Genomic DNA, 19,355 nt, shown 5'->3' with positions numbered 1-19,355 from the left:
GGCCAACGTGCTCAGTACCGATAATTCACTTTCAACCATGCGGTACGGCCGGGTTCGTTGATACGCACCGGATCGGCCGGGAAGCCGAAATCGGCGCTGCCGGCCAGGTTCAGATGCTCGCTGTAGGCGCGGTCGAACAGGTTGTCCACGCCTGCACTGACCAGGAGCGCCTCGTTGACCCGGTAGCTGGCGTTCACGGCCAGGGTGGCGAAGCCGGCGCTGGGGCCGAGATCGCGGGCGACCACGTTGCCCTGCCCCGCCGCGACCCGGCCCTGACGCGAGACCGCGCGTGCCAGCGCCCCCACGGTCCAGCGCTCGCGTTCCCAGACGGTGCTGAGCCGGGCTTCCAGCGGCGGCATCTGCGGCAGCGCGCGGCCATCACTGCGGTTCTCGCCCCAGGCATAGGCCAGCGTGCCGCCGAGTTTCCACTGCTGCGCCAGCTGCCACTCCACGCCCGCCTCGGCGCCGGCAATGCGCGCATCGACATTGCTGGCCTGGCTGGTGCTGCCCATCATGCCGCCGTCGCGGTAGGTGAACAGGATGTAGTCCTGGATGCGCCCGGCATACGCCGAGACCCAGGCGTTGAGGCGATCAGTGCGGTACTGCAGACCCAGATCGAGCTGGGTGGTTTTTTCCGGCTGCACACCGATGAAGGCGTTGACCGCGCCGGCCGGGCCGAGCGTCGGCGAGAACAGTTCCCAGTAGTCGGGCATGCGCTCGCTATGACCGATACCGGCGTACCAGGTCAGTGCGGGGGCGATATCACGCTCGAACCGGACAAAACCGCTGCCGAGATTCTCGCGCCGGGTCTGCCCGGCAGTCGGATTCGGCATCGCCATCATGCCGCTGGTGGCGCGCTCGTCCTTCACCTCGGCACGGTCCATGCGCAGGCCACCCACCCAGCGCTGGGCAGTGCCCTCGCCCAGGGTGATCTCGGTGAACGCCCCCAGATTCCCGAAGCGCGCATCGGTGCGCCACGGCTGCTCCCGGTAGGTGTTGCGCCCCATGGCATTGCGGCTGCGGTGACGGCTGTCCTGCGCGTCCACGCCGGCCACGATGGCGATGTCCTGCCAGCGCCATTCCGATGCGATGCGGCCCCCGGTGGTGCGACGGTCGACATTGGAGCCCATCGGCATCGGCATGCTGCTGGCCGGGTTCGGCGTGCGCAGGGTGTAGTTGTCCATCACGTGGTCGGCGTCGTTGTAGTACAGGTTCGCCTGCAGCCGGTCCCATGCACCCGGCAGATTGTCCTTTTCGAAGCGCGCAGCGTAGCTGGTGCGCTTGAACGAGGCGCCATCCATGCCGCGACCGGCGTAGCGCGCGATCGCATCGCCGGTGCCGGCCGACAGCTCCAGCACGGTATCGGCATCGGGCGTCCAGCCGACGGCGACATCGCTGTTCCACTTGCGCCACCTGGAGGGCACTACATCCCCGTTGCCGTCCTTGTAGTCCTCCGATTCGGAGCGGTTGCCGTTGACCCGCACATAGCCCGGCGAAGCGCCGGCGGTGAGATCCAGCACCTGGTCGTTGCGGTTGCGCGAGCCGACCAGCGCGCTGGCGTTGATATCCACGCCCGGCTGATCGAAACGCGGGGTATCGCGCTCGAAGCGCACCGTGCCGGCCGAGGCACCGGCACCCCAGCGCACGCTCTGCGGCCCCTTGATGATGGTCAGCCGATCGAAGGTTTCCGGGGCGATGTAGGACAGCGGGTTGTCCATGCGCGAGGGACAGGCACCGATCAGATTGCCTTCGTTGCTGACGATGTTCAGGCGCGAACCGAACATGCCGCGCAGCACCGGATCACCGTTGGTGCCGCCATTGCGGATCGCCGAGAAGCCGGGAACCGTCTTCAGATAGTCAGCGCCATCGCTGGCCGGCACCGGCTGCCGCGGCAGGCGCGGATCGGTGACCCAGTGCAGCGGCGAGGAGGGCGCGGTGGCGGTGACCACCAGCGTATCGAGCGTACGGGCGTCGTCATTGGCGGCATGCAGCGGCAGCGCGACCAGGGCCAGCGACAGGGAAACAGACAGGCGCGTCAGTGCGCCCGCGCTGCGGGAAGAAACAGTCATGGTGGAACTCCAGAAAAGCACGCAGGCACGCGCCGCCATCACGGCGACACGGGCAGGAAGGGCGGTGGTCTCAGGAGAGCGCGGGGGGGCCGCGTGCGGCGTGGGCCGGCCAGCGCAGGCTGCGGGGCGTGGGCACCGCGCGCAGCACCCGCGGGGCAATGACCGGCATCGCCGGCAGCAACAGGATCAGTACCGCCAGCCACGGCATCAGCCGCGAGGCCATCATGCAGTACTCGCAGGCATCGCCATGCCCGGCATGCTCGCTCATCGGTGGCGACGATGCGGGGGTGTCGTGGGCGCTTGGCAGGGCGTGCATCGGCATGGGCTGCATCGCCATGTCATGGCGCGCCATGTCGTGCTGCTGCATGACGTGGTGGTGCACGTCGCGCCGCGCGATGTCGTGCTGCATGTCGTGCCCGGCGTGGGCATCGGGCGGCACGGGCATCGCGTGGGCCATGCCGGTCGGCATCAGCATCACCGGCGCCTCGGCATGCGCCTGTTGCCAGCGGCTGACCAGCGGCGCCAGCGCCATCAGCAACGTCGCCACGAAGGCAAGCTGCAGAAAGACGGCATACGGGCGACGGCGGACGTTCACCCCGTCATGGTAGCGCCCGAGCGTTGGCCGCCCGACCCGAAGCCCTGCGACCAACCGTCGCAGCGGCCCTTTCGAAGCGCCCACCGACCCCCTCAACCCCTCTGGAGAAAAGCCCCCTTCTGTTGAAGGGGGCGCGCCAACGGCGCGGGGTAGAGGGGGAATGCGCGGGCAGCCACCACCGTCGCTAGACGGTGATGGTCTGCGTCAGCGATTCCCACGTCGGCGGCAGCGGCCAGTTGGCTTCCTGGTTGCCGTCGATCACCCGGCGCAGGTCACGCGTGTCGATCTGCGGGGCGAGCACGTGCACCAGTTCCAGGGCGTAATCGCGCAGCACGCGGTCGCGCGGCAGCACGGCCCAGGCGATGCACTCGTCGATCGGTGCCGGGGCCGGCCAGGACCGCAGGTCTTCATCGCTGGCGTTGACCGCCATTTCGGCCAGCAGGCCTACGCCCAGGCCGGTGCGCACATACGTCTTGATCAGGTCCGCATCGAGGGCGGTCAAGGCGATGTCCGGGGTCAGCCCGGCGCTGGCGAAGGCGCGCTGCAGCGAGGAGCTGCCGCGGGTGGAGGATTCGTAGCTGATCAGCGGGTGGCTGGCGAGCGCCTGCAGGTCCGGCGCGGCGCCCGGGCGGTCCAGCGCGTGCCCGCGCGGCACCAGCACCAGCCGACGCCAGCGGTACAGCGGAATGGCTAGGCCGGCAGTGGGTTCACCGCCGGCGGTGCTGATGATGGCGATGTCCGCGTCGCCCTGGCTGAGCAGGTCCAGCGCGTCGCTTTCGGCAGCCTGCTGCAGATGCACGCTGACCTGCGGGTAGGCCTGCTTGATCCGCGCCACCGCCGGCGGCAGCACGAAGCGCGCCTGGGTATGGGTGGTGGTGAGCACCAGCTGGCCCTGGCTTTCACGGCGCTGGTTGGCGGCATACGTGCGGATGTTGTTGGCCTCGCCAAGCACGGCGCGGGCGCGGCCGATCACTTCCACGCCGGCCGGGGTCACCGCTTCCAGGCTGCGGCCCTTGCGCACGAACAGGAGAAAGCCGAGTTCATCCTCCAGCTGCTTGAGCTGCTTGGACAGGCCGGGCTGGGTGGCGTGCACACGGGACGCCGCCAGCGTGATGTTCAGCTCGGCGTCGGCGATGGCGACCAGGTAGCGAAGTTGGGTCAGCGTCATGGGCGGGCGATACGGCGCATGGAGAGGGGGCCATCCGACTGTAGGGCAAATGCCGTCACCAGCTTATAACCAAACGTTGTTTAAGAAGGTAATCAGGTCATTTCGCGCGGTCATATGCCAGCGGTACGGTCTGACCGACCCCGGCCCGGCCGCGCGCGGGCGCCTTGCGCCGCCACCGGCCCGACCCTTTCCCCCTGCCGCACGGCCCCCGGGCGGCAACGACTTCTCCGGAGCATCCCCATGGCCCTGTACGACTCCATCCTGGACACCATCGGCAACACCCCGGTGGTGCGCCTGCACCGTCTCGCCCCCGAGCACGTCACCCTGTATGCCAAGGTCGAGTCGTTCAACCCCGGCGGCTCGGTCAAGGACCGACTGGCGCTGGCGATCATTCTCGACGCCGAGGCCAAGGGCCTGCTCAAGCCCGGCGATACCATCGTGGAAGCGACCTCGGGCAACACCGGCGTGGCGCTGGCGATGGTGGCCGCCGCGCGCGGCTACAAGTTCGTGGCCACGATGGTGGAGACCTTCTCGATCGAGCGCCGCAAGCTCATGCGCGCCTATGGCGCCAAGGTGATCCTGACCCCGGCCGCCGAGCGCGGCTCGGGCATGGTGCGCCGGGCGAAGGAACTGGCCGAGGAACATGGCTGGTTCCTGGCCAGCCAGTTCGCGAACCCGGCCAATCCTGCGTATCACCGCAACACCACCGCACCGGAAATCCTGCGCGACTTCGCCGGCAAGCGGCTGGACTACTTCGTCACGGGCTGGGGCACCGGCGGCACCCTGACCGGCGTCGGCGAGGTGCTCAAAGTGGCCCGCCCGGAGACGCGCATCGTTGCCACCGAGCCGGAAGGCGCCGCCCTGCTCAAAGGCGATGAGTGGAAGCCGCACAAGATCCAGGGCTGGACCCCGGACTTCGTGCCGGAGGTGCTCAACCGCGGTGTCTACGATGAACTGCTGACCATCGACGACGCCCGCGCGATCGAGACCTCGCGCCGGCTGGCGGCCGAGGAAGGCATCTTCGTCGGCATCTCGGCCGGTGCCACGGTCGCCAGCGCGCTGGACATCGCTGCCAAGGCCGCACCCGGCGCGGTGATCCTGGCGATGCTGCCCGACACCGGCGAGCGCTACTTCTCCACCCCGCTGTTTGCCGATATCAACGAAGGCTCCGACGACGACTGGCTGGCCGGTCTGCCCTGATCTGCCCGTTGGTCCGTAGGAGCGAAGCGCCCGCCCACATCGGCGGGCGTTTTGCATGGGGCGCTTCATCTGCGGTGAAGCGATCCGGCGGCATCGTGTGAAGGTCAGCCAGCGCTCGGGCGGGTCGCACTGCCTGAGACGACGATGACGCAGCCTAGATGTCCTGCCGGGTAACGTGCAGGTCAGGCACGTCATTCCGTTGTATGGACCCGGTAACAGTCAGTAAGGAGCGGTACGCATGAAGATCGAAGTGTGGCAGGGCGACATCACGACCCTGGCGGTGGATGCGATCGTCAATGCGGCCAACGAATCCCTGCTCGGCGGTGGTGGCGTGGACGGCGCGATCCATCGTGCGGCCGGCCCTCAGCTGCTGGAGGCCTGTCGCGCCCTGCCGGAGATCCGCCCGGGCATGCGCTGCCCGACCGGCGAAGTGCGCGAGACGCCAGCGTTCGAGCTGCCGGCAAAGCATGTGTTCCACACCGTCGGCCCGGTCTGGCAGGACGGTCTGCGCGACGAGCCGGCGCTGCTGGCCAACTGCTACTGGAAATCGCTGCAGCTGGCCGAAAAACTGGATCTGGAATCGATCGCCTTCCCGGCGATCAGCTGCGGCGTGTTCGGCTATCCGCTGCACCAGGCCGCGCACATCGCCGCCACCGAGACCCTGACGTGGCAGCGCTCGCATCGCCAGCCGCGCCGGATCATCCTGGTGGCGTACAACGCGGCGACGTACAAGGCCTACCAGTCGGCGCTGGCCGCGCTGGGGCAGCCGGTCGAGCCGTCAACCTCGGCGATCTTCGCGCCGCTGGCGCTCGGGTTGCCGCCGGCGGCGGCGCACTGAGCAAACCACCGCGCAAACAAAAACGCCGGCCCAAGGCCGGCGTTTTCGTTGATGCTGGTCAGGCGTGAATCAGCCGTTCCACTTGCCCAGGGCAGCCTGGCCGTTTTCCTTGGCGCGATCGAAGATCGTCTGCTGCGCCTTGGCAACGTTCGCCTTGGTGTCCTTGGCCCACAGCTTCAACGCAGCCTGCTGCATGGCGCGGCCGTAGGAGAAGCTCAGCGGCCACGGCAGGTTGCCCATCTGGTTCATGGCATTCAGATGCGCGGTGGACTGCTCATCGCTCTGGCCACCGGACAGGAACACCACGCCCGGCAGGATCGCCGGCACGGTGCTCTTGAGGCACATCACGGTCGACTCGGCCACTTCCTCGACGTCGGCCTGCTCTTCGCAGCCCTTGCCGGAGATGACCATCGAGGCCTTCAGGATGGTGCCTTCCAGCAGCACGTTCTGCTGGTACAGCGCGTCGAACAGCGAACGCAGGGTGGCTTCGGTGACTTCGTAGCAGGTCTCGATGTCGTGGTCACCGTCCATGATCACTTCCGGCTCGACCATCGGCACCAGGCCGCATTCCTGGCACAGCGCCGCATAACGGGCCAGCGCGTGGGCGTTGGACTCGATGCAGGTGCCCGACGGGATGCTTTCACCGATGTTGATGACTGCACGCCACTTGGCGAAGCGCGCACCCAGCTTGTAGTACTCCTGCAGGCGCTCGCGCAGGCCATCCAGGCCTTCGGTGACCAGCTCGCCCGGGCAGCCGGCCAGGGCATGGGCGCCCTTGTCGACCTTGATGCCCGGGATGATGCCCTGGGCCGCCATGTACTTGGCGAACGGGACGCCATCCTTGGTGGACTGACGGATGGTCTCGTCGTACAGGATCGCGCCGGAGATGTGCTCGTTCAGCTTGGGCGTGGTGAGCAGCAGTTCGCGGTAGGCGCGACGGTTCTCCTCGGTGTTCTCCAGGCCCACGCTGGCGAAGCGCTTGCCGATGGTGCCGGTGGATTCGTCGATCGCGATGATGCCCTTGCCCGGGGCGACCATGGCCTGTGCGGTTTCAGCCAGCTGTTCGATGCTCATGTACTTCCTGTGGCGGGTGCGGGAAAACCCCAATTATAGACCCCGCCTCCCGTGAACTGACCGTCCACGGAATCTGGAAACGATTCCATCTGAAACGACGAACCCGCGCGGCCGTGAGGCCACGCGGGTCCGGGTCTTGCGGGGTGGGTCGGTTAGAGTTCGCCCAGGCCGCTCGCACGGCCGTCTTCGCCCACTTCCAGCAGGCGCAGCGTGTTGGTGGCGCCATGGGTTTCCATGTGCTCACCGCTGGTGAAGACGACGCGGTCGCCGCTCTGCAGCTGGTTCGCTTCGAACAGCAGGCGGATGCTGCCGCGCGCGGCTTCGCGCGGGGTCAGGCCGCGGCTGTCGAAGTTGATCGGGAACACATCGCGCATCAGCGCCATCTGGCGGCGGGCGCCGTCATGGCGGGTCACCGCGAACACCGGTGCCGAGGCACGGAAGCGCGACAGGTAACGCGCGGTGCCACCGGATTCGGTCATCGCCACGATCGCGCGCACGCCTACGTGCTGGGACAGGAACATGGTGGCCATGGCGATCGCCTGGTCGGCACGTTCCAGGTTGCGCGGCGAGGCACCGAAGTCGGTCTCGGTCTGGAACTGGCGTTCGGCACCGAGGCAGATACGCGCCATCGCTTCGACCGCCTTGACCGGGTACATGCCAGCGGCGGTTTCGGCCGAGAGCATCACCGCATCGGTACCGTCGATGACCGAGTTGGCCACGTCCAGCACTTCGGCGCGGGTCGGGATCGGGCTTTCGACCATCGACTGCAGCATCTGGGTGGCGGTGATCACCACCTTGTTCTGCGCCAGCGAGGCCTTGATGATCTTCTTCTGCAGGCCCGGCAGTTCGGCATCGCCGATTTCCACGCCCAGATCGCCACGCGCGACCATGACCACGTCACTGGCGTCGACGATCTCTTCGAGGTTCTCGATCGCTTCGGTGCGCTCGATCTTGGAGACCAGCGCGGCGTAGCAGCCGTGCGACTCGGCGATCTCGCGCGCGTCGTTCATGTCCTGCGCGTTGCGGCAGAAGGAGACGGCGATGAAATCCACGCCGATCTTGGCCACGATGCCGATCAGTTCTTTGTCGCGCTCGGTCAGCGCGCCCAGCGACAGGCCACCGCCCTGCTTGTTCAGGCCCTTGCGGTCGGACAGCACGCCATCGTTGAGCACCGTGTTGATGATGCGCTCGCCCTGCACTTCGATCACCTGCAGCTGCATCAGGCCATCGTCGAGCAGCAGCACGTCACCGGCCACCACGTCCTGCGGCAGACCGAGGTAGCTCACGCCGACCTGGGTGGTGTCGCCCGGCGGCGGGGTGGCCGAGGCGACCAGGTCGAAGCGGTCGCCCGCCTTGAGCTTGATCTTGCCTTCGGCGAAACGCTCGATACGGATCTTCGGGCCCGGCAGATCGGCCAGGATGCCCACTTCCACGCCCACGCGGGCGGCGGCGGCGCGCACATCGGCAGCGCGCTTGGCCTGGCCAGAGGGGTCACCGTGACTGAAGTTGAGGCGAACCACGTTCACGCCGGCGCGGAAGAGATCCTCCAGCACGCCCGGCGGGTCGGTCGCCGGTCCGAGGGTGGCAAGGATCTTGGTGCGACGCTGACGCTCAATCATGGTTAATGGGCTCCCGTTAAAGGAGTGAAATTAGCACACCCATCACGTCCCATGAATACGATTACACCGCTGGCACGCTTGGGTTTCGCCGTTGTCCTGCAGACAGCCCGAGACGACCGCGCGGACAGTCGTTTGACCGCCCGGCGGCCAGCGCCAATCGCGGCGGGGCTTTGCGCAGGACATGCGGCGGCGTACGGATCGCCGCCGCGCCCCTCAATCGATCAGGGTGAGCAGGTCGTCCGGTGCCTGCGCGAGGTGCGCCGCCCCGGCCGCCGTGAGCTCTTCGGCACCGCCGAAGCCCCACAACACGCCGATATTGCGCAGTCCGTGATGACGCGCCCCTTCGATATCCATGCGCCGGTCGCCGATCATCCAGCACTGCGCCGGGGTCAGCGACAGCCGGCGCAGGGCCTCGGCCACCAGCTGCGGCTTCTCGCTGCGGCTGCCATCCGGGGTGGCCCCGATCACGTCCTCGAAGCAGTCGCCGAACGGCAGGTGCTCGACGATGCGACGCGCGTGCGGCTCGTTCTTGGCGGTGACGATCGCCAGCCGATGGCCGCGATCCTTCAAGGTCTGCACGACCTGGCCGATCCGCGGGTAGACCTCATGCTCGCGCCAGCCGACCACGTCGAAGCGCTCGCGGTAATACGTCACCGCCTGTTCGACGTCGGCTGGATCGTTGAACAACGGCGCGAAACTGGTGCGCAGCGACGGCCCGATCCAGCGCCGCAGCTGGGCCTGCGGCGGGACCGGTTGGCCCATCTGCGTGAGCGCATGCGCCACGCACCCGGTGATCCCGACGGCCGAATCGATCAGCGTGCCGTCGAGATCGAAGAACAGCACATCGCGGCTCACGAGCCGCGGGCCTCCAGCGCGGCGACGGCCGGCAGGGTCTTGCCTTCCAGGAACTCCAGGAACGCGCCGCCACCGGTGGAGATGTAGCTCACCTGGCCCGCGATGTCGTACTTGTCGACCGCGGCCAGGGTGTCGCCGCCCCCGGCGATCGAGAACGCCGGCGAGGCCGCGATGGCACGGGCCAGCGCTTCGGTGCCATGGCTGAAGGCTTCGAATTCGAACACGCCGACCGGGCCGTTCCAGACCACGGTGCCGGCCTTGGCGATCAGGCCAGCGTAGTGCTGGGCCGTCTCCGGGCCGATATCCAGGATCAGGTCATCCTCGGCCACGTCGGCGACAGCCTTCACCGTGGCTTCGGCGTCCGGCAGGAACTGCTTGGCCACGACCACGTCGGTCGGCAGCGGGATGTCGGCGCCACGCGCCTTGGCATCGGCCACGATCTTCTTCGCGGTGTCCAGCAGGTCCGGCTCATACAGCGACTTGCCGACCGAGTAACCGGCCGCCGCGATGAAGGTGTTGGCGATGCCACCGCCGACGATCAGCTGGTCGACCTTGCCGACCAGGCTGGAGAGCAGTTCGAGCTTGGTGCTGACCTTGCTGCCGGCCACGATCGCCAGCAGCGGCTGGGCGGGCGCGAGCAGCGCCTTGGCCAGCGCGTCCAGTTCGGCCATCAGCAGCGGACCGCCAGCGGCGACCGGAGCGAAGCGGATCACGCCGTGGGTGGAGGCCTGCGCGCGGTGCGCGGTGCCGAAGGCATCCATGACGAACACATCGCACAGCGCGGCGTACTTCTTCGCCAGCGCTTCATCGTCCTTGCCTTCGCCGACATTCATGCGGCAGTTTTCCAGCAGCACGATGGAACCGGGCGCGACGTCCACGCCATCGACCCAATCACGCACCAGCGGCACCTCGACCCCCAGCAGCTGCGACAGGCGCAGCGCCACCGGGGCCAGCGAGTCGGCTTCACTCCACACGCCTTCCTTCGGACGTCCCAGGTGCGAGGTCACCATCACGGCGGCGCCCTTCTCCAGCGCCAGCTTCAGCGTCGGCAGCGAGGCGGTGATGCGCTGCTCGGAGGTGATCTGGCCGTTGTCGATCGGCACGTTCAGATCCTGGCGGATCAGCACGCGCTTGCCGGAGAGATCGAGGTCGGTCATGCGAACGATGGACATAAGCAACTCTTTGGCTCTGGAGAAGGAAGGGCGCCGTGCGGCGCAGACGATCATTGTCCCGGCTGCGCGGGTGCATCGCAAATCCATGAGCGGGACGGAGGTAGGCGGCGACCGTTGGTCGTCGCACGCGGACATGCCGTACCGACCAACGGTCGGTACCTACCCGTTCCGGTTTGGCTGACGCAGCAGGCTGACCGCGAACCCGCCGACGATCAGCACGCCGATCACCAGCAGCGCCCACAGCAGCCACTGTTTCCAGTCGCGCTGCGGAGCCACTGCGGCATCGCCGGCGAGCACTTCCGGTGCACCCTGCACGGTGGCCTGCGCCGGCTGCCACTGCGCGCCATGCTGTTCGCGCAGTTGGGCGATCACGGTGGCGACCGGCGCGTCCTGGCGCTCGGCGCGCACGCTGCCGGCGGCCACCGCATACGGCGGCTCGCCCTGGCTGAGGAACACCAGCGTTTCGGGCTGGTAACCGAGCTTGAGCGTTGGCGCCGGCATCGACTGCGGCTGGCCCGCGATCAGTTTCCAGTAACGGTCGCGCGTGCTGCGCGTCAGCGGCTGGGTCTGCGATTGGCGACGGTCGGCGGCGTCCTGCAGCTGGTAGGCCACCCACGGGCCGGCGCGCACCTGCCACGGCTGATCGGCATCGTCGCGGCTCAACAGCGTCCACTGCACCACGCTGTTGTCGGCAGTGGCGATATCGGCCTGCGCGATCGGGAAGCGCCCGTCCAGCTGATACTCGAATTCACCGGGCTTGCCAGCGGTACCGGTCAGCGACTGCCAGCGCCACGCGATCGCCTGCGCGGTCGGCGCCAGCTCGGCCTGCACCGTGGACAGCGCCGGCAAGGCATCGGCGCCGATCGGCAGAATGCGGAAGTACTTGGCCTGGCGCGCGATCTCGATGCGGCGCTGCTGCAGCCGGCGACCTTCGTGCTGCAGATCCACCAGCGGCACGTCGTCGGCGATGCGCAGCCAATCGCGCAGATCGTTGCTCATCTCCACGCGCACGCGCGCCTGCAGTGGCGACTGTGTCTGCCAGTCCAGGCGCAGCGCCTGCACGCCGGTGTTCAGCGCGCTGGCGTCGATCAGCCAGCCGGCCGGTTGCCCGGCCGCACCACCGCGCCCCAGCCGCGCTTCCACCCGGCGCACGCTGCCGTCGGTATTGCGCTCGGTCAGCAGCTGCAGATCGTCGCCAGAGGTGCCGGCCATCGGCGGCAATGGGAACCATGACAGCGTCTGCCATTGCGGGGCCTGCGCCAGTGGCTGGTCGGCCGCCAGCAGGGCCGAGGGCAGTGCCTGACCTTGTGCATTGAACACCTGCACATCGGCCAGGCGTGGCGACACCGCGGTGCGGTAGACGCCATCGTCGAGCGTCAGCCGGTAGGCACCGGCCTGTGGCTGCGCGAGCTGCAGCGGCCACTGCTGGCGATAGGCCTGGCGGTCATCGGCGGCCTGGGCCTGGGCCAGCGCCGGAAGCGCCAGCGCGGTGAGGAGGATCAGCGGGCGAAAGGTCGTCAAGACTGCGGCTCCACGGCGGGGTCCGGCGCGCGCGGCGGCGCCGGTGCCAGATAGCCCACGACCGTGCACAGCAGGCCGTAAGCAATGAAAGAAGAAATGCCCAGCAGGTTGCCCAGGTGCTGGCGGTCGATCAGCACCAGCTTGGCCAGCACCACGCCCATCAACACCGCACCGACCAGCCACAGCACGCGTTGCCCGCGGCGCGAGCCCCACACCCAGCTGATCACGCCGAGCACGCTCCACACCACGGTCAGGCTGGTCTGGGCCAAGGTCGAGGACCACAAGCGTTCGTTCCACGGCACCCCGCCCCAGTGATGCACGGCGTGCAGGGTGATGCTGGTCAGGGCGACAAAGCCGGCAATCGCCAGCACCGGTATGCGCATCGCACGCAGGCCCTCCGGCGCCTGCGTGGACCACAGCCAGCGCGCGGCGAGCACCAGAACAGCGAGCTGCGCCAGTTCCACGGGGTTGAGCAGTGGCAGCCACGGCAGCGGTGCAGCGCCGGCCGGGACCAGCAACAGGCCCGCCCAGCTCACGCCAAGCACCGCGAACAACGTGCCCTGCAGCGGCGTACGCATCGGATCGAATCGTTCGCCGAGCGGCACCGTCAGCCAGCGCCAGCGCAACAGCGCCACCGCGGTGACGAGCAGCCACGGCAGCAGCATCAGGGCCAGGCCCCACCCCTGTGCCAGCGCGAAACGGTCGGCCAGCCACAGGCAGGCCAGCGACACCACGCACGGCCACAGCAACCACCACAGGAACTGCGCCGCCAGCGACGTGCGGTCGTCGCCCGCGCGCAGACACCACAGGCTGCGCACGCCCAGCAGCGCGAACACCGCCCAGGCCAGCGCGCCATACCCGGCGAACGGTTGGTCGTGCACGTCCGCCTGCCACAGCGCCAACGGGAACGCGGCCAGCACCATCGCCAGCGTGGTGAGCACCAGGGCGCGTGCCGGCCAGCGTCGATGCATCTCGGCGGCCAGCCAACCGGTGACGGCCGCGGCGATCAGCAGCGCATCCGGTTCGCTGCGGTGCGCGACGAAGCGCAGTATCTCGTGGGTGCCACTGCCCAGCCACCACAGCAGGCCCCACAGGTAGTAGACGATGGCCGGTGCGTCGCGCTGCGCACGGCGATAGCTGAAGGCCGCGGCGAAACCGGCCAGCGCCAGCAGCAGGCCGCTCATGAAGGTCGGGTTGGCGATGGCCGTGGCATCGAGATGCCAGTAGTCCGCGCCGACCACGAAGCCGAACGCGGCGCCCAGGGTCAGCAGCGCACCGGCGATCTGCGGCAGCCAGCGCTGCTGGCGCAGGCCCAGCCAGGCCAAGGCGGCCCCTTCCAGCGCGAACACGCTGGCGGTGGCCCGTGCGGACAGCGCCAGCGGCACCGCCAACGTGGCAAAGCCCACTGCGAGCACCGCATGCGACTGGCCCAGCGCGGCATAGCGCTCGCGCTTGATCAGCACCCACGCCAGCCCCGCATACAACGCGGCCAGTGCCAGCGAGCACAACGCCAGCAGCAGGCGGTCGTCCTGCAGCAGGCCGGCCTGCAGTGAGAACGCGATCAGCGGCGTGCCGAACACCAGGCTGCCATCGATCAGGTCGCGCTTGCCCGCGCTCTGCCGACGCGCATAGAGGATCGGAATCAGCAGGTAGAAGGCGAAGAACAGCAGCAGGAACGGCTCGGTGCTGGCGAACTTGTCCGCGCTGTACTGGAGCACGCCCCAGGCCGTACCGATGCCGAAGGTGAAGGCAAAGCCGAGCAGGTTCAGCGCGCGCCACGGTCGCCACCAGGCAATCGCCAGGATCGCCGCATTGAGCACCGCGTAATACGAGAACAGCGCGACATGGTTGCCGCTGCCGGTGGACAGCCATATCGGCGCCATGAAGCCGGCCAGGATGCCGAGCACGGCCAACGTGCGCGAGTTCTGCACCACCGCCAGCACGCCCATGCCGGCGATCAGCAGCACGCTGAGCGCGAACGCCGGCACGGCGGGAATCAGGTCGTAGCGCTTGAACGCGGCGAAGATGGTCAGCAGCAGGACGCCGATCGCCCCGCCCTGCAGCGCCAGCGCGAACAGGCGCCGGGTATCGCGCTGCACCCAGCCGAACACCAGCCCGGCCAGCGCCGCCAGCGCGATGGCGGCCAGGCGCAGCTCGATCGGGGCGTTCAACCAGCCCTGGTCGCTGGCGTACTTGAGCAGCGCGGCCACACCGGCCAGCAGCACCAGCATGCCGATCTTGACGGGCACGTTGCCTTCGGTGAACCACTGTTTGAGGGTGCCGACGATGCGCTCGCCGATACCCGGGTCCTGCGGTTCAACCGGCACCACCGGCGGCGCGGGCCTGGGGGGAATCGACGCCGAGGACGGCAGTGGGGGCGGCATGGCGGCCGCCGCTGCGGGTGCAGCCGTGGTATCCGCGGTCTCGACCGGCGGTTTAACCCCGGGCTGCATGCCGACGTCCAGCGGCGCGGCCACGGTGTCGACGGATTGGATATCCGTCCAGCGCAGCGGCCGTTCGGGTTCGGCTGGCACCGGCGTGGCGTCCCAGGCCGAACCTGCCGCGCGTTGCTCCAGCGCGGCCACGCGGCGGCGCAGGCCGGCGATCATCACCAGCGCCACGATCAGCAGCAGCGGGATCGCCAGCAGTACCAGCACCAGCAGGACAATCAGAGCTTCCATTCCAGGCCATCCTCAAGAGGTCGCCCCGGCTGCACCCGGCAGGCGCAGTGCCAGGGCACGCGGGCCATGCTAAAGGATCGGCGGCACACGCGGGATCAAGGCCTGGCGGGCGCCCTGAAACGACAGACCCCGGCACGGGGCCGGGGTCTGTGGAATGACGCAGGGGCAGCGCTGGCTTACGCCGCGACGACCTTGACCATTTCCAGGCACTTGTTGGAGTAGCCCCATTCGTTGTCGTACCACGACACCAGCTTGACGAAGGTGCTGTCGAGCGCGATGCCGGCATCGGCGTCGAACACCGAGGTGTGGGTTTCACCGCGGAAGTCGGTCGCCACGACCTTGTCTTCGGTGTAGCCCAGGATGCCCTTCAGCGCGCCTTCGCTCTGTGCCTTCACTTCAGCGCAGATCTCGGCGTAGGTGGCTTCCTTTTCCAGCTCGACGGTCAGATCGACCACCGACACGTCCGAGGTCGGCACGCGGAAGCTCATGCCGGTCAACTTCTTGTTCAATTCCGGGATCACCACGCCGACGGCCTTGGCCGCACCGGTGGAGGACGGAATGATGTTTTCCAGGATGCCACGGCCACCGCGCCAGTCCTTGTTGGACGGGCCATCGACGGTCTTCTGGGTGGCGGTCGCTGCGTGCACGGTGGTCATCAGGCCACGCTTGATGCCCCACTTGTCGTTGATGACCTTGGCCAGCGGGGCCAGGCAGTTGGTGGTGCACGACGCGTTGGAGACGATCGCCTGGCCGGCGTAGGTCTTGTCGTTCACGCCGAACACGAACATCGGGGTGTCGTCCTTCGACGGTGCCGACAGGATCACCTTCTTGGCGCCCGCATCGATGTGCTTCTGCGCGGTTTCCTTGGTCAGGAACAGGCCGGTGGATTCGATGACGACGTCCACGCCGACCTCGTCCCACTTCAGGTTGGCCGGATCGCGTTCCTGGGTCAGGCGGATCTTCTTGCCGTTGACCAGCAGGTCGTTGCCGGAGACTTCCACGTCGGCCTTGAAGCGGCCATGCACGGAGTCGTACTTCAGCATGTACGCCAGGTAGTCCGGCTCCAGCAGATCGTTGATGGCGACGATTTCGATGTCATTGCCGAAGTTCAGCACGGCCGAGCGCAGCACGTTGCGCCCGATGCGACCGAAACCGTTGATGCCAACCTTGATTGCCATGTTCACAAGCTCCTGCAGCCGCGACGGTGCGGCGCCGATGGAAAGGGGTGTTCATTCTAGCAGGGCCGGAACCGGCCCGGCCCGGGGAAGACGAAAGGGAACCGGTTACAACGGTAAATACCCGGATTGATCCGGATCAAGGCGCACAGCGGCGCAGGCGGGAAAACTGGCGCCATTCCCACCCGCCACGAGACCGTCTCATGCGCAAGACCTCCCCCCTCCTGCTCTCCAGCCTGGCCGCCGCCCTGGCGCTGGCCGCCGCCCCCGCCATGGCCCAGTCCAAGGGTGACTGGACGATCGGTGCCGGCGTGCACCAGGTCGCCCCGAAGTCCAACAACGGCTCGCTGGCCGGCGGCACGCTGAAGGTCGATGTCGACAACGACATCAAGCCGACCATCACCGGGGAGTACTTCATCGCCGACAACCTGGGCATCGAGCTGCTGGCCGCGCTGCCGTTCAAGCACGACATCAACATCGCCGGCCTGGGCAACGTGGGCAGCACCAAGCACCTGCCGCCGGTGGTGTCGCTGCAGTATCACTTCAACAGCAAGGGCAAGGTGTCCCCGTTCCTGGGCGCCGGCATCAACTACACCACCTTCTTCAGCGAGAAGACCGGCGGCGCGCTGGCCGGCAGCACGCTGAAGATGGAAGACTCCTGGGGCCTGGCCGCCCATGCGGGCCTGGATTTCGCGATCAACGACAAGGGCTCGCTGCGCGTTGATGTGCGCTGGATGGACATCGACAGCAAGGTCAAGCTCGATGGCGAAAAGATCGGCACCGTCAATATCGACCCGCTCGCCTACGGCGTGTCCTACGTGTTCAAGTTCTGATCGGCGGATCAGGACTGACAAGCGCAACACCCCTCGCAGCAAGACAGTTTCCCCGGCTTCGGCCGGGGTTTTTTTTGGGGCTCATTCGGCCAACAGATGCCACCCCGCTGCCTGCGCATGCAGCGTCGTCGTATCGAACACCGGCACCGTTGCATCCTGCGCGCCGACCAGCAGCATGATCTCCGTACAGCCCAGGATGATGCCCTGTGCACCGCGGTCCACCAGTCGCTGCATCGCCGCCCGGTAGGTCTCGCGCGACGCCGGCAGCACCTGCCCCTGCACCAGCTCGTCATAGATGATCCGATGCACCGCCGCGCGGTCATCGGCCTCGGGAATCAGCACCTCCAGGCCATGCGCCTGGGTGAGCCGCCCCGTGTAGAAATCCTGCTCCATGGTGAACGCGGTGCCCAGCAACCCCACCCGCTGCAGCCCGGCGGCCTTGATCGCCGCTGCCGTGGGATCGGCAATATGCAGCAGCGGAATCGCGATCGCCGCCTGCACCGCGTCGGCCAGGCGGTGCATCGTGTTGGTGCAGATCACGATGGCCGTCGCACCCGCGCCCTGCAGGCGCTGGGCCGCATCGATCATCCGCTCGGTGGCGGTATCCCAGTCGCCGGCATGCTGCAGTGCCTCGATCTCGGCGAAATCGAACGACCACAGCAGGATCCGGCCCGAGTGCAGGCCGCCCAAGGTGTAGCGCACCTGCGCGTTGATCAGGCGGTAATAGTGGGCCGAGCTTTCCCAGCTCATGCCGCCGATCAGGCCAACGATGTGGGCCATGGGGACCTCCGGATTCCGCCCGATGCGGGCACCCGGCGAGACTAGCCCACGCCGCCGGATGCTGCAGCCGGCCAGATCCCGGCAAGCCCGCGCGCGGTCAGCCCGCTAGAATGCCGCGGATGAAAATGCCTTCCCTGCTCCCGGCCACCGCCCTCGCGCTGGCCCTCACCTTTGTTTCCACCGATGCCCTGGCCTGGGGCGCACAGGGCCACCGCCTGGTGGCGCGGATCGCCGAGACCCGGCTGACCCCGCAGACCCAGGCCGAGGTTGACCGCCTGCTCGCCGCCGAGCCGGACCCGACACTGCACGCCATCGCCCCCTGGGCCGATCAGCTGCGCGCCGAGGACCCGGACCTGGGCAAGCGCTCGGCCGGCTGGCATTACGTCAACATCGGCGAAGACGATTGCCACTATGAAGTGCAGAAGCACTGCAAGAACGGCAACTGCGTGGTCGAGGCGCTGAAGGTACAGACCGCGATTCTCGGCGACCGCAGCAAGTCCGATGCAGAGCGCGCGCAGGCGCTGAAGTTCGTGGTGCACTTCGCCGGCGACATCCACCAGCCGATGCATGCCGGCTACGGCCACGACAAGGGCGGCAACGATTTCCAGGTGCAGTTCAACAACCGCGGTACCAACCTGCACTCGCTGTGGGACAGCGGCATGCTGAATGAGCAGACGCTGGATGACGACCAGTACCTCAAGCGCCTGCTCGCGCTGCCCAAACCCGCATTCGGCAAACGCTCCAACATTACTGTCGATGCCGTGCAGTGGGCCGAAGCCAGCTGCCGGATCGCCATTGCACCTGGCGTTTACCCGGACAAGCGTACGCTGGCTCCGAGCTATGCGGCGACCTATCGCCCGGTCGCCGAGCGCGAGCTGCGCCTGGCCGGCGAACGCCTGGCGGTGCTGCTCAACGACACCCTGGGCAAGCGCTGAGGTCAGTACCATGTCATTGCACGTCGCCAGTTTCTTCCACCCGGACAGCCATACCTTCAGCTACGTGGTGCATGACCCGGCGACGTTGCAGGCGGCGGTGATCGATCCCGTGCTGGATTACGACCCGGACACCGATGCACTCGGCGCCGGGCCGCTGCAGCCGTTGCTTGCGCATGTGCGCGGGCACGGCCTGCAGGTGCGCTGGCTGCTGGACACCCATGCCCACGCCGACCATGTCAGCGCCGGGCGCTGGCTGAAATCCCAGTGGCCGGACGCGACGCTGGCGATGGGCCAGGGCATCGTGCAGGTACAGCGCACCTTCGCGCCACGGTACGCGCTGGATGTACCGACCGATGGCTCGCAGTTCGACCATCTGTTCGCCGATGGCGAGCGCTTCACCCTCGGGGATATCGCCGCCGAGGTGATCGCGGTGCCGGGCCACACCAGCGACAGCGTCGCCTATCGGATCGGCGATGCGCTGTTCACCGGCGACTCGCTGTTCATGCCCGACGGCGGCACCGCACGCTGCGACTTCCCTGGCGGTGATGCGGCGCAGCTGTACCGTTCGATCCAGCGGCTGCTTTCGTTGCCAGATGCGACCCGTGTGTTCATCTGTCACGACTACGGCCCCGGTGGCCGCAAGGTCGCCAACCAGACCACGATCGGCGAGCAGCGCGCGCACAACATCCACCTGCATGACGGCATCAGCGAAGCCGCGTTCGTCGCCACGCGCCAGGCGCGCGATGCCACGCTGGCCGAACCGACGCTGATGGAGCCTTCGGTGAAGGCGAACATACAGGGCGGCCCCGCTCGCGGCGGATAGGCATCGCGCCGCGTGGT

General features: G+C 67.9%; 16 protein-coding genes. 5 read left to right on the top strand and 11 right to left on the bottom strand.

The window, feature by feature from the left end:
* Positions 1–11 precede the first annotated feature (11 nt).
* The 3 genes from ABE483_RS13970 to ABE483_RS13960 all read right to left on the bottom strand — a co-directional run bounded on the left by ABE483_RS13970 (position 12) and on the right by ABE483_RS13960 (position 3,832).
* Positions 12–2,069 carry a TonB-dependent copper receptor gene (locus ABE483_RS13970; RefSeq protein WP_346481883.1) on the bottom strand — a complete coding sequence of 686 codons (2,058 nt, stop codon included), beginning with the start codon at positions 2,067–2,069 and terminating at the stop codon, positions 12–14.
* 70 nt (positions 2,070–2,139) lie between these two features.
* Complete coding sequence (locus ABE483_RS13965; RefSeq protein WP_346481882.1) at positions 2,140–2,664, bottom strand: hypothetical protein; 525 nt, start codon at positions 2,662–2,664, stop codon at positions 2,140–2,142.
* Between the two features lie 184 nt (positions 2,665–2,848).
* A complete protein-coding gene (locus tag ABE483_RS13960) occupies positions 2,849–3,832 on the bottom strand; it encodes a LysR family transcriptional regulator (RefSeq protein ID WP_121039345.1) in 984 nt (327 codons plus the stop codon).
* 240 nt (positions 3,833–4,072) lie between these two features.
* Between ABE483_RS13960 and cysK the strand changes: the two genes are divergently transcribed.
* Both cysK and ABE483_RS13950 read left to right on the top strand, forming a co-directional pair.
* A complete protein-coding gene (cysK, locus tag ABE483_RS13955) occupies positions 4,073–5,032 on the top strand; it encodes a cysteine synthase A (RefSeq protein ID WP_121039348.1) in 960 nt (319 codons plus the stop codon).
* A 238-nt stretch (positions 5,033–5,270) separates the two neighbouring features.
* A complete protein-coding gene (locus ABE483_RS13950) occupies positions 5,271–5,870 on the top strand; it encodes an O-acetyl-ADP-ribose deacetylase (RefSeq protein WP_313210039.1) in 600 nt (199 codons plus the stop codon).
* A gap of 69 nt (positions 5,871–5,939) precedes the next feature.
* On the opposite strand, the gene ABE483_RS13945 is transcribed toward ABE483_RS13950, so the two are convergent.
* The 7 genes from ABE483_RS13945 to gap form a co-directional block, all read right to left on the bottom strand.
* The gene (locus ABE483_RS13945; RefSeq protein ID WP_121039354.1) at positions 5,940–6,944 is read right to left on the bottom strand and encodes a class I fructose-bisphosphate aldolase; all 1,005 of its coding nucleotides are present in this window, start codon (positions 6,942–6,944) and stop codon (positions 5,940–5,942) included.
* Between the two features lie 152 nt (positions 6,945–7,096).
* Entirely contained in the window at positions 7,097–8,563 is a 1,467-nt protein-coding gene (gene pyk / locus ABE483_RS13940) for a pyruvate kinase (RefSeq protein WP_123730337.1), read from the bottom strand.
* A gap of 213 nt (positions 8,564–8,776) precedes the next feature.
* The gene (locus ABE483_RS13935) at positions 8,777–9,418 is read right to left on the bottom strand and encodes an HAD-IA family hydrolase (protein ID WP_346481881.1); all 642 of its coding nucleotides are present in this window, start codon (positions 9,416–9,418) and stop codon (positions 8,777–8,779) included.
* On the bottom strand, positions 9,415–10,590 hold the full coding sequence (locus tag ABE483_RS13930) for a phosphoglycerate kinase (RefSeq protein WP_313210031.1): 1,176 nt from the start codon (positions 10,588–10,590) through the stop codon (positions 9,415–9,417). Before ABE483_RS13930 ends, ABE483_RS13935 begins: the two co-directional genes overlap by 4 nt.
* Positions 10,591–10,749: 159 nt before the next feature.
* Positions 10,750–12,111, bottom strand: coding sequence for a DUF3999 domain-containing protein (locus tag ABE483_RS13925; protein ID WP_346466534.1), 1,362 nt, complete (start codon positions 12,109–12,111; stop codon positions 10,750–10,752).
* The gene (locus tag ABE483_RS13920; RefSeq protein ID WP_346481880.1) at positions 12,108–14,792 is read right to left on the bottom strand and encodes a DUF2339 domain-containing protein; all 2,685 of its coding nucleotides are present in this window, start codon (positions 14,790–14,792) and stop codon (positions 12,108–12,110) included. Before ABE483_RS13920 ends, ABE483_RS13925 begins: the two co-directional genes overlap by 4 nt.
* Positions 14,793–14,968: 176 nt before the next feature.
* Positions 14,969–15,970 carry a type I glyceraldehyde-3-phosphate dehydrogenase gene (gene gap / locus ABE483_RS13915; protein WP_121039371.1) on the bottom strand — a complete coding sequence of 334 codons (1,002 nt, stop codon included), beginning with the start codon at positions 15,968–15,970 and terminating at the stop codon, positions 14,969–14,971.
* 200 nt (positions 15,971–16,170) lie between these two features.
* On the opposite strand from gap, the gene ABE483_RS13910 reads away from it, so the two are divergent.
* Positions 16,171–16,800 carry an OmpW family outer membrane protein gene (locus tag ABE483_RS13910; RefSeq protein ID WP_259259304.1) on the top strand — a complete coding sequence of 210 codons (630 nt, stop codon included), beginning with the start codon at positions 16,171–16,173 and terminating at the stop codon, positions 16,798–16,800.
* Positions 16,801–16,881: 81 nt separating this feature from the next.
* On the opposite strand, the gene ABE483_RS13905 is transcribed toward ABE483_RS13910, so the two are convergent.
* The gene (locus ABE483_RS13905; RefSeq protein WP_346481879.1) at positions 16,882–17,580 is read right to left on the bottom strand and encodes an aspartate/glutamate racemase family protein; all 699 of its coding nucleotides are present in this window, start codon (positions 17,578–17,580) and stop codon (positions 16,882–16,884) included.
* A gap of 119 nt (positions 17,581–17,699) precedes the next feature.
* On the opposite strand from ABE483_RS13905, the gene ABE483_RS13900 reads away from it, so the two are divergent.
* Both ABE483_RS13900 and ABE483_RS13895 read left to right on the top strand, forming a co-directional pair.
* Complete coding sequence (locus ABE483_RS13900) at positions 17,700–18,515, top strand: S1/P1 nuclease (RefSeq protein ID WP_346481878.1); 816 nt, start codon at positions 17,700–17,702, stop codon at positions 18,513–18,515.
* Between the two features lie 10 nt (positions 18,516–18,525).
* Entirely contained in the window at positions 18,526–19,338 is an 813-nt protein-coding gene (locus tag ABE483_RS13895) for an MBL fold metallo-hydrolase (RefSeq protein ID WP_346481877.1), read from the top strand.
* Positions 19,339–19,355: the final 17 nt, after the last annotated feature.

The sequence above is a fragment of the Stenotrophomonas sp. TWI602 genome, from assembly GCF_039674045.1.
Lineage (GTDB): Bacteria > Pseudomonadota > Gammaproteobacteria > Xanthomonadales > Xanthomonadaceae > Stenotrophomonas.
The sequence above is the reverse complement of the archived record's forward strand: the minus strand, read 5'-3'. Positions and strand labels throughout refer to the sequence as shown.

Coding starts and splice junctions, on each gene's coding strand:
- ABE483_RS13950 (WP_313210039.1), top strand. CDS start 5,271: ATGAAGATCGAAGTGTGGCAGGGCGACATCACGACCCTGGCGGTGGAT.
- ABE483_RS13905 (WP_346481879.1), bottom strand. CDS start 17,580: ATGGCCCACATCGTTGGCCTGATCGGCGGCATGAGCTGGGAAAGCTCG.
- gap (WP_121039371.1), bottom strand. CDS start 15,970: ATGGCAATCAAGGTTGGCATCAACGGTTTCGGTCGCATCGGGCGCAAC.
- ABE483_RS13900 (WP_346481878.1), top strand. CDS start 17,700: ATGAAAATGCCTTCCCTGCTCCCGGCCACCGCCCTCGCGCTGGCCCTC.
- ABE483_RS13945 (WP_121039354.1), bottom strand. CDS start 6,944: ATGAGCATCGAACAGCTGGCTGAAACCGCACAGGCCATGGTCGCCCCG.
- ABE483_RS13920 (WP_346481880.1), bottom strand. CDS start 14,792: ATGGAAGCTCTGATTGTCCTGCTGGTGCTGGTACTGCTGGCGATCCCG.
- ABE483_RS13960 (WP_121039345.1), bottom strand. CDS start 3,832: ATGACGCTGACCCAACTTCGCTACCTGGTCGCCATCGCCGACGCCGAG.
- ABE483_RS13895 (WP_346481877.1), top strand. CDS start 18,526: ATGTCATTGCACGTCGCCAGTTTCTTCCACCCGGACAGCCATACCTTC.
- ABE483_RS13930 (WP_313210031.1), bottom strand. CDS start 10,590: ATGTCCATCGTTCGCATGACCGACCTCGATCTCTCCGGCAAGCGCGTG.
- cysK (WP_121039348.1), top strand. CDS start 4,073: ATGGCCCTGTACGACTCCATCCTGGACACCATCGGCAACACCCCGGTG.
- ABE483_RS13910 (WP_259259304.1), top strand. CDS start 16,171: ATGCGCAAGACCTCCCCCCTCCTGCTCTCCAGCCTGGCCGCCGCCCTG.
- ABE483_RS13970 (WP_346481883.1), bottom strand. CDS start 2,069: ATGACTGTTTCTTCCCGCAGCGCGGGCGCACTGACGCGCCTGTCTGTT.
- pyk (WP_123730337.1), bottom strand. CDS start 8,563: ATGATTGAGCGTCAGCGTCGCACCAAGATCCTTGCCACCCTCGGACCG.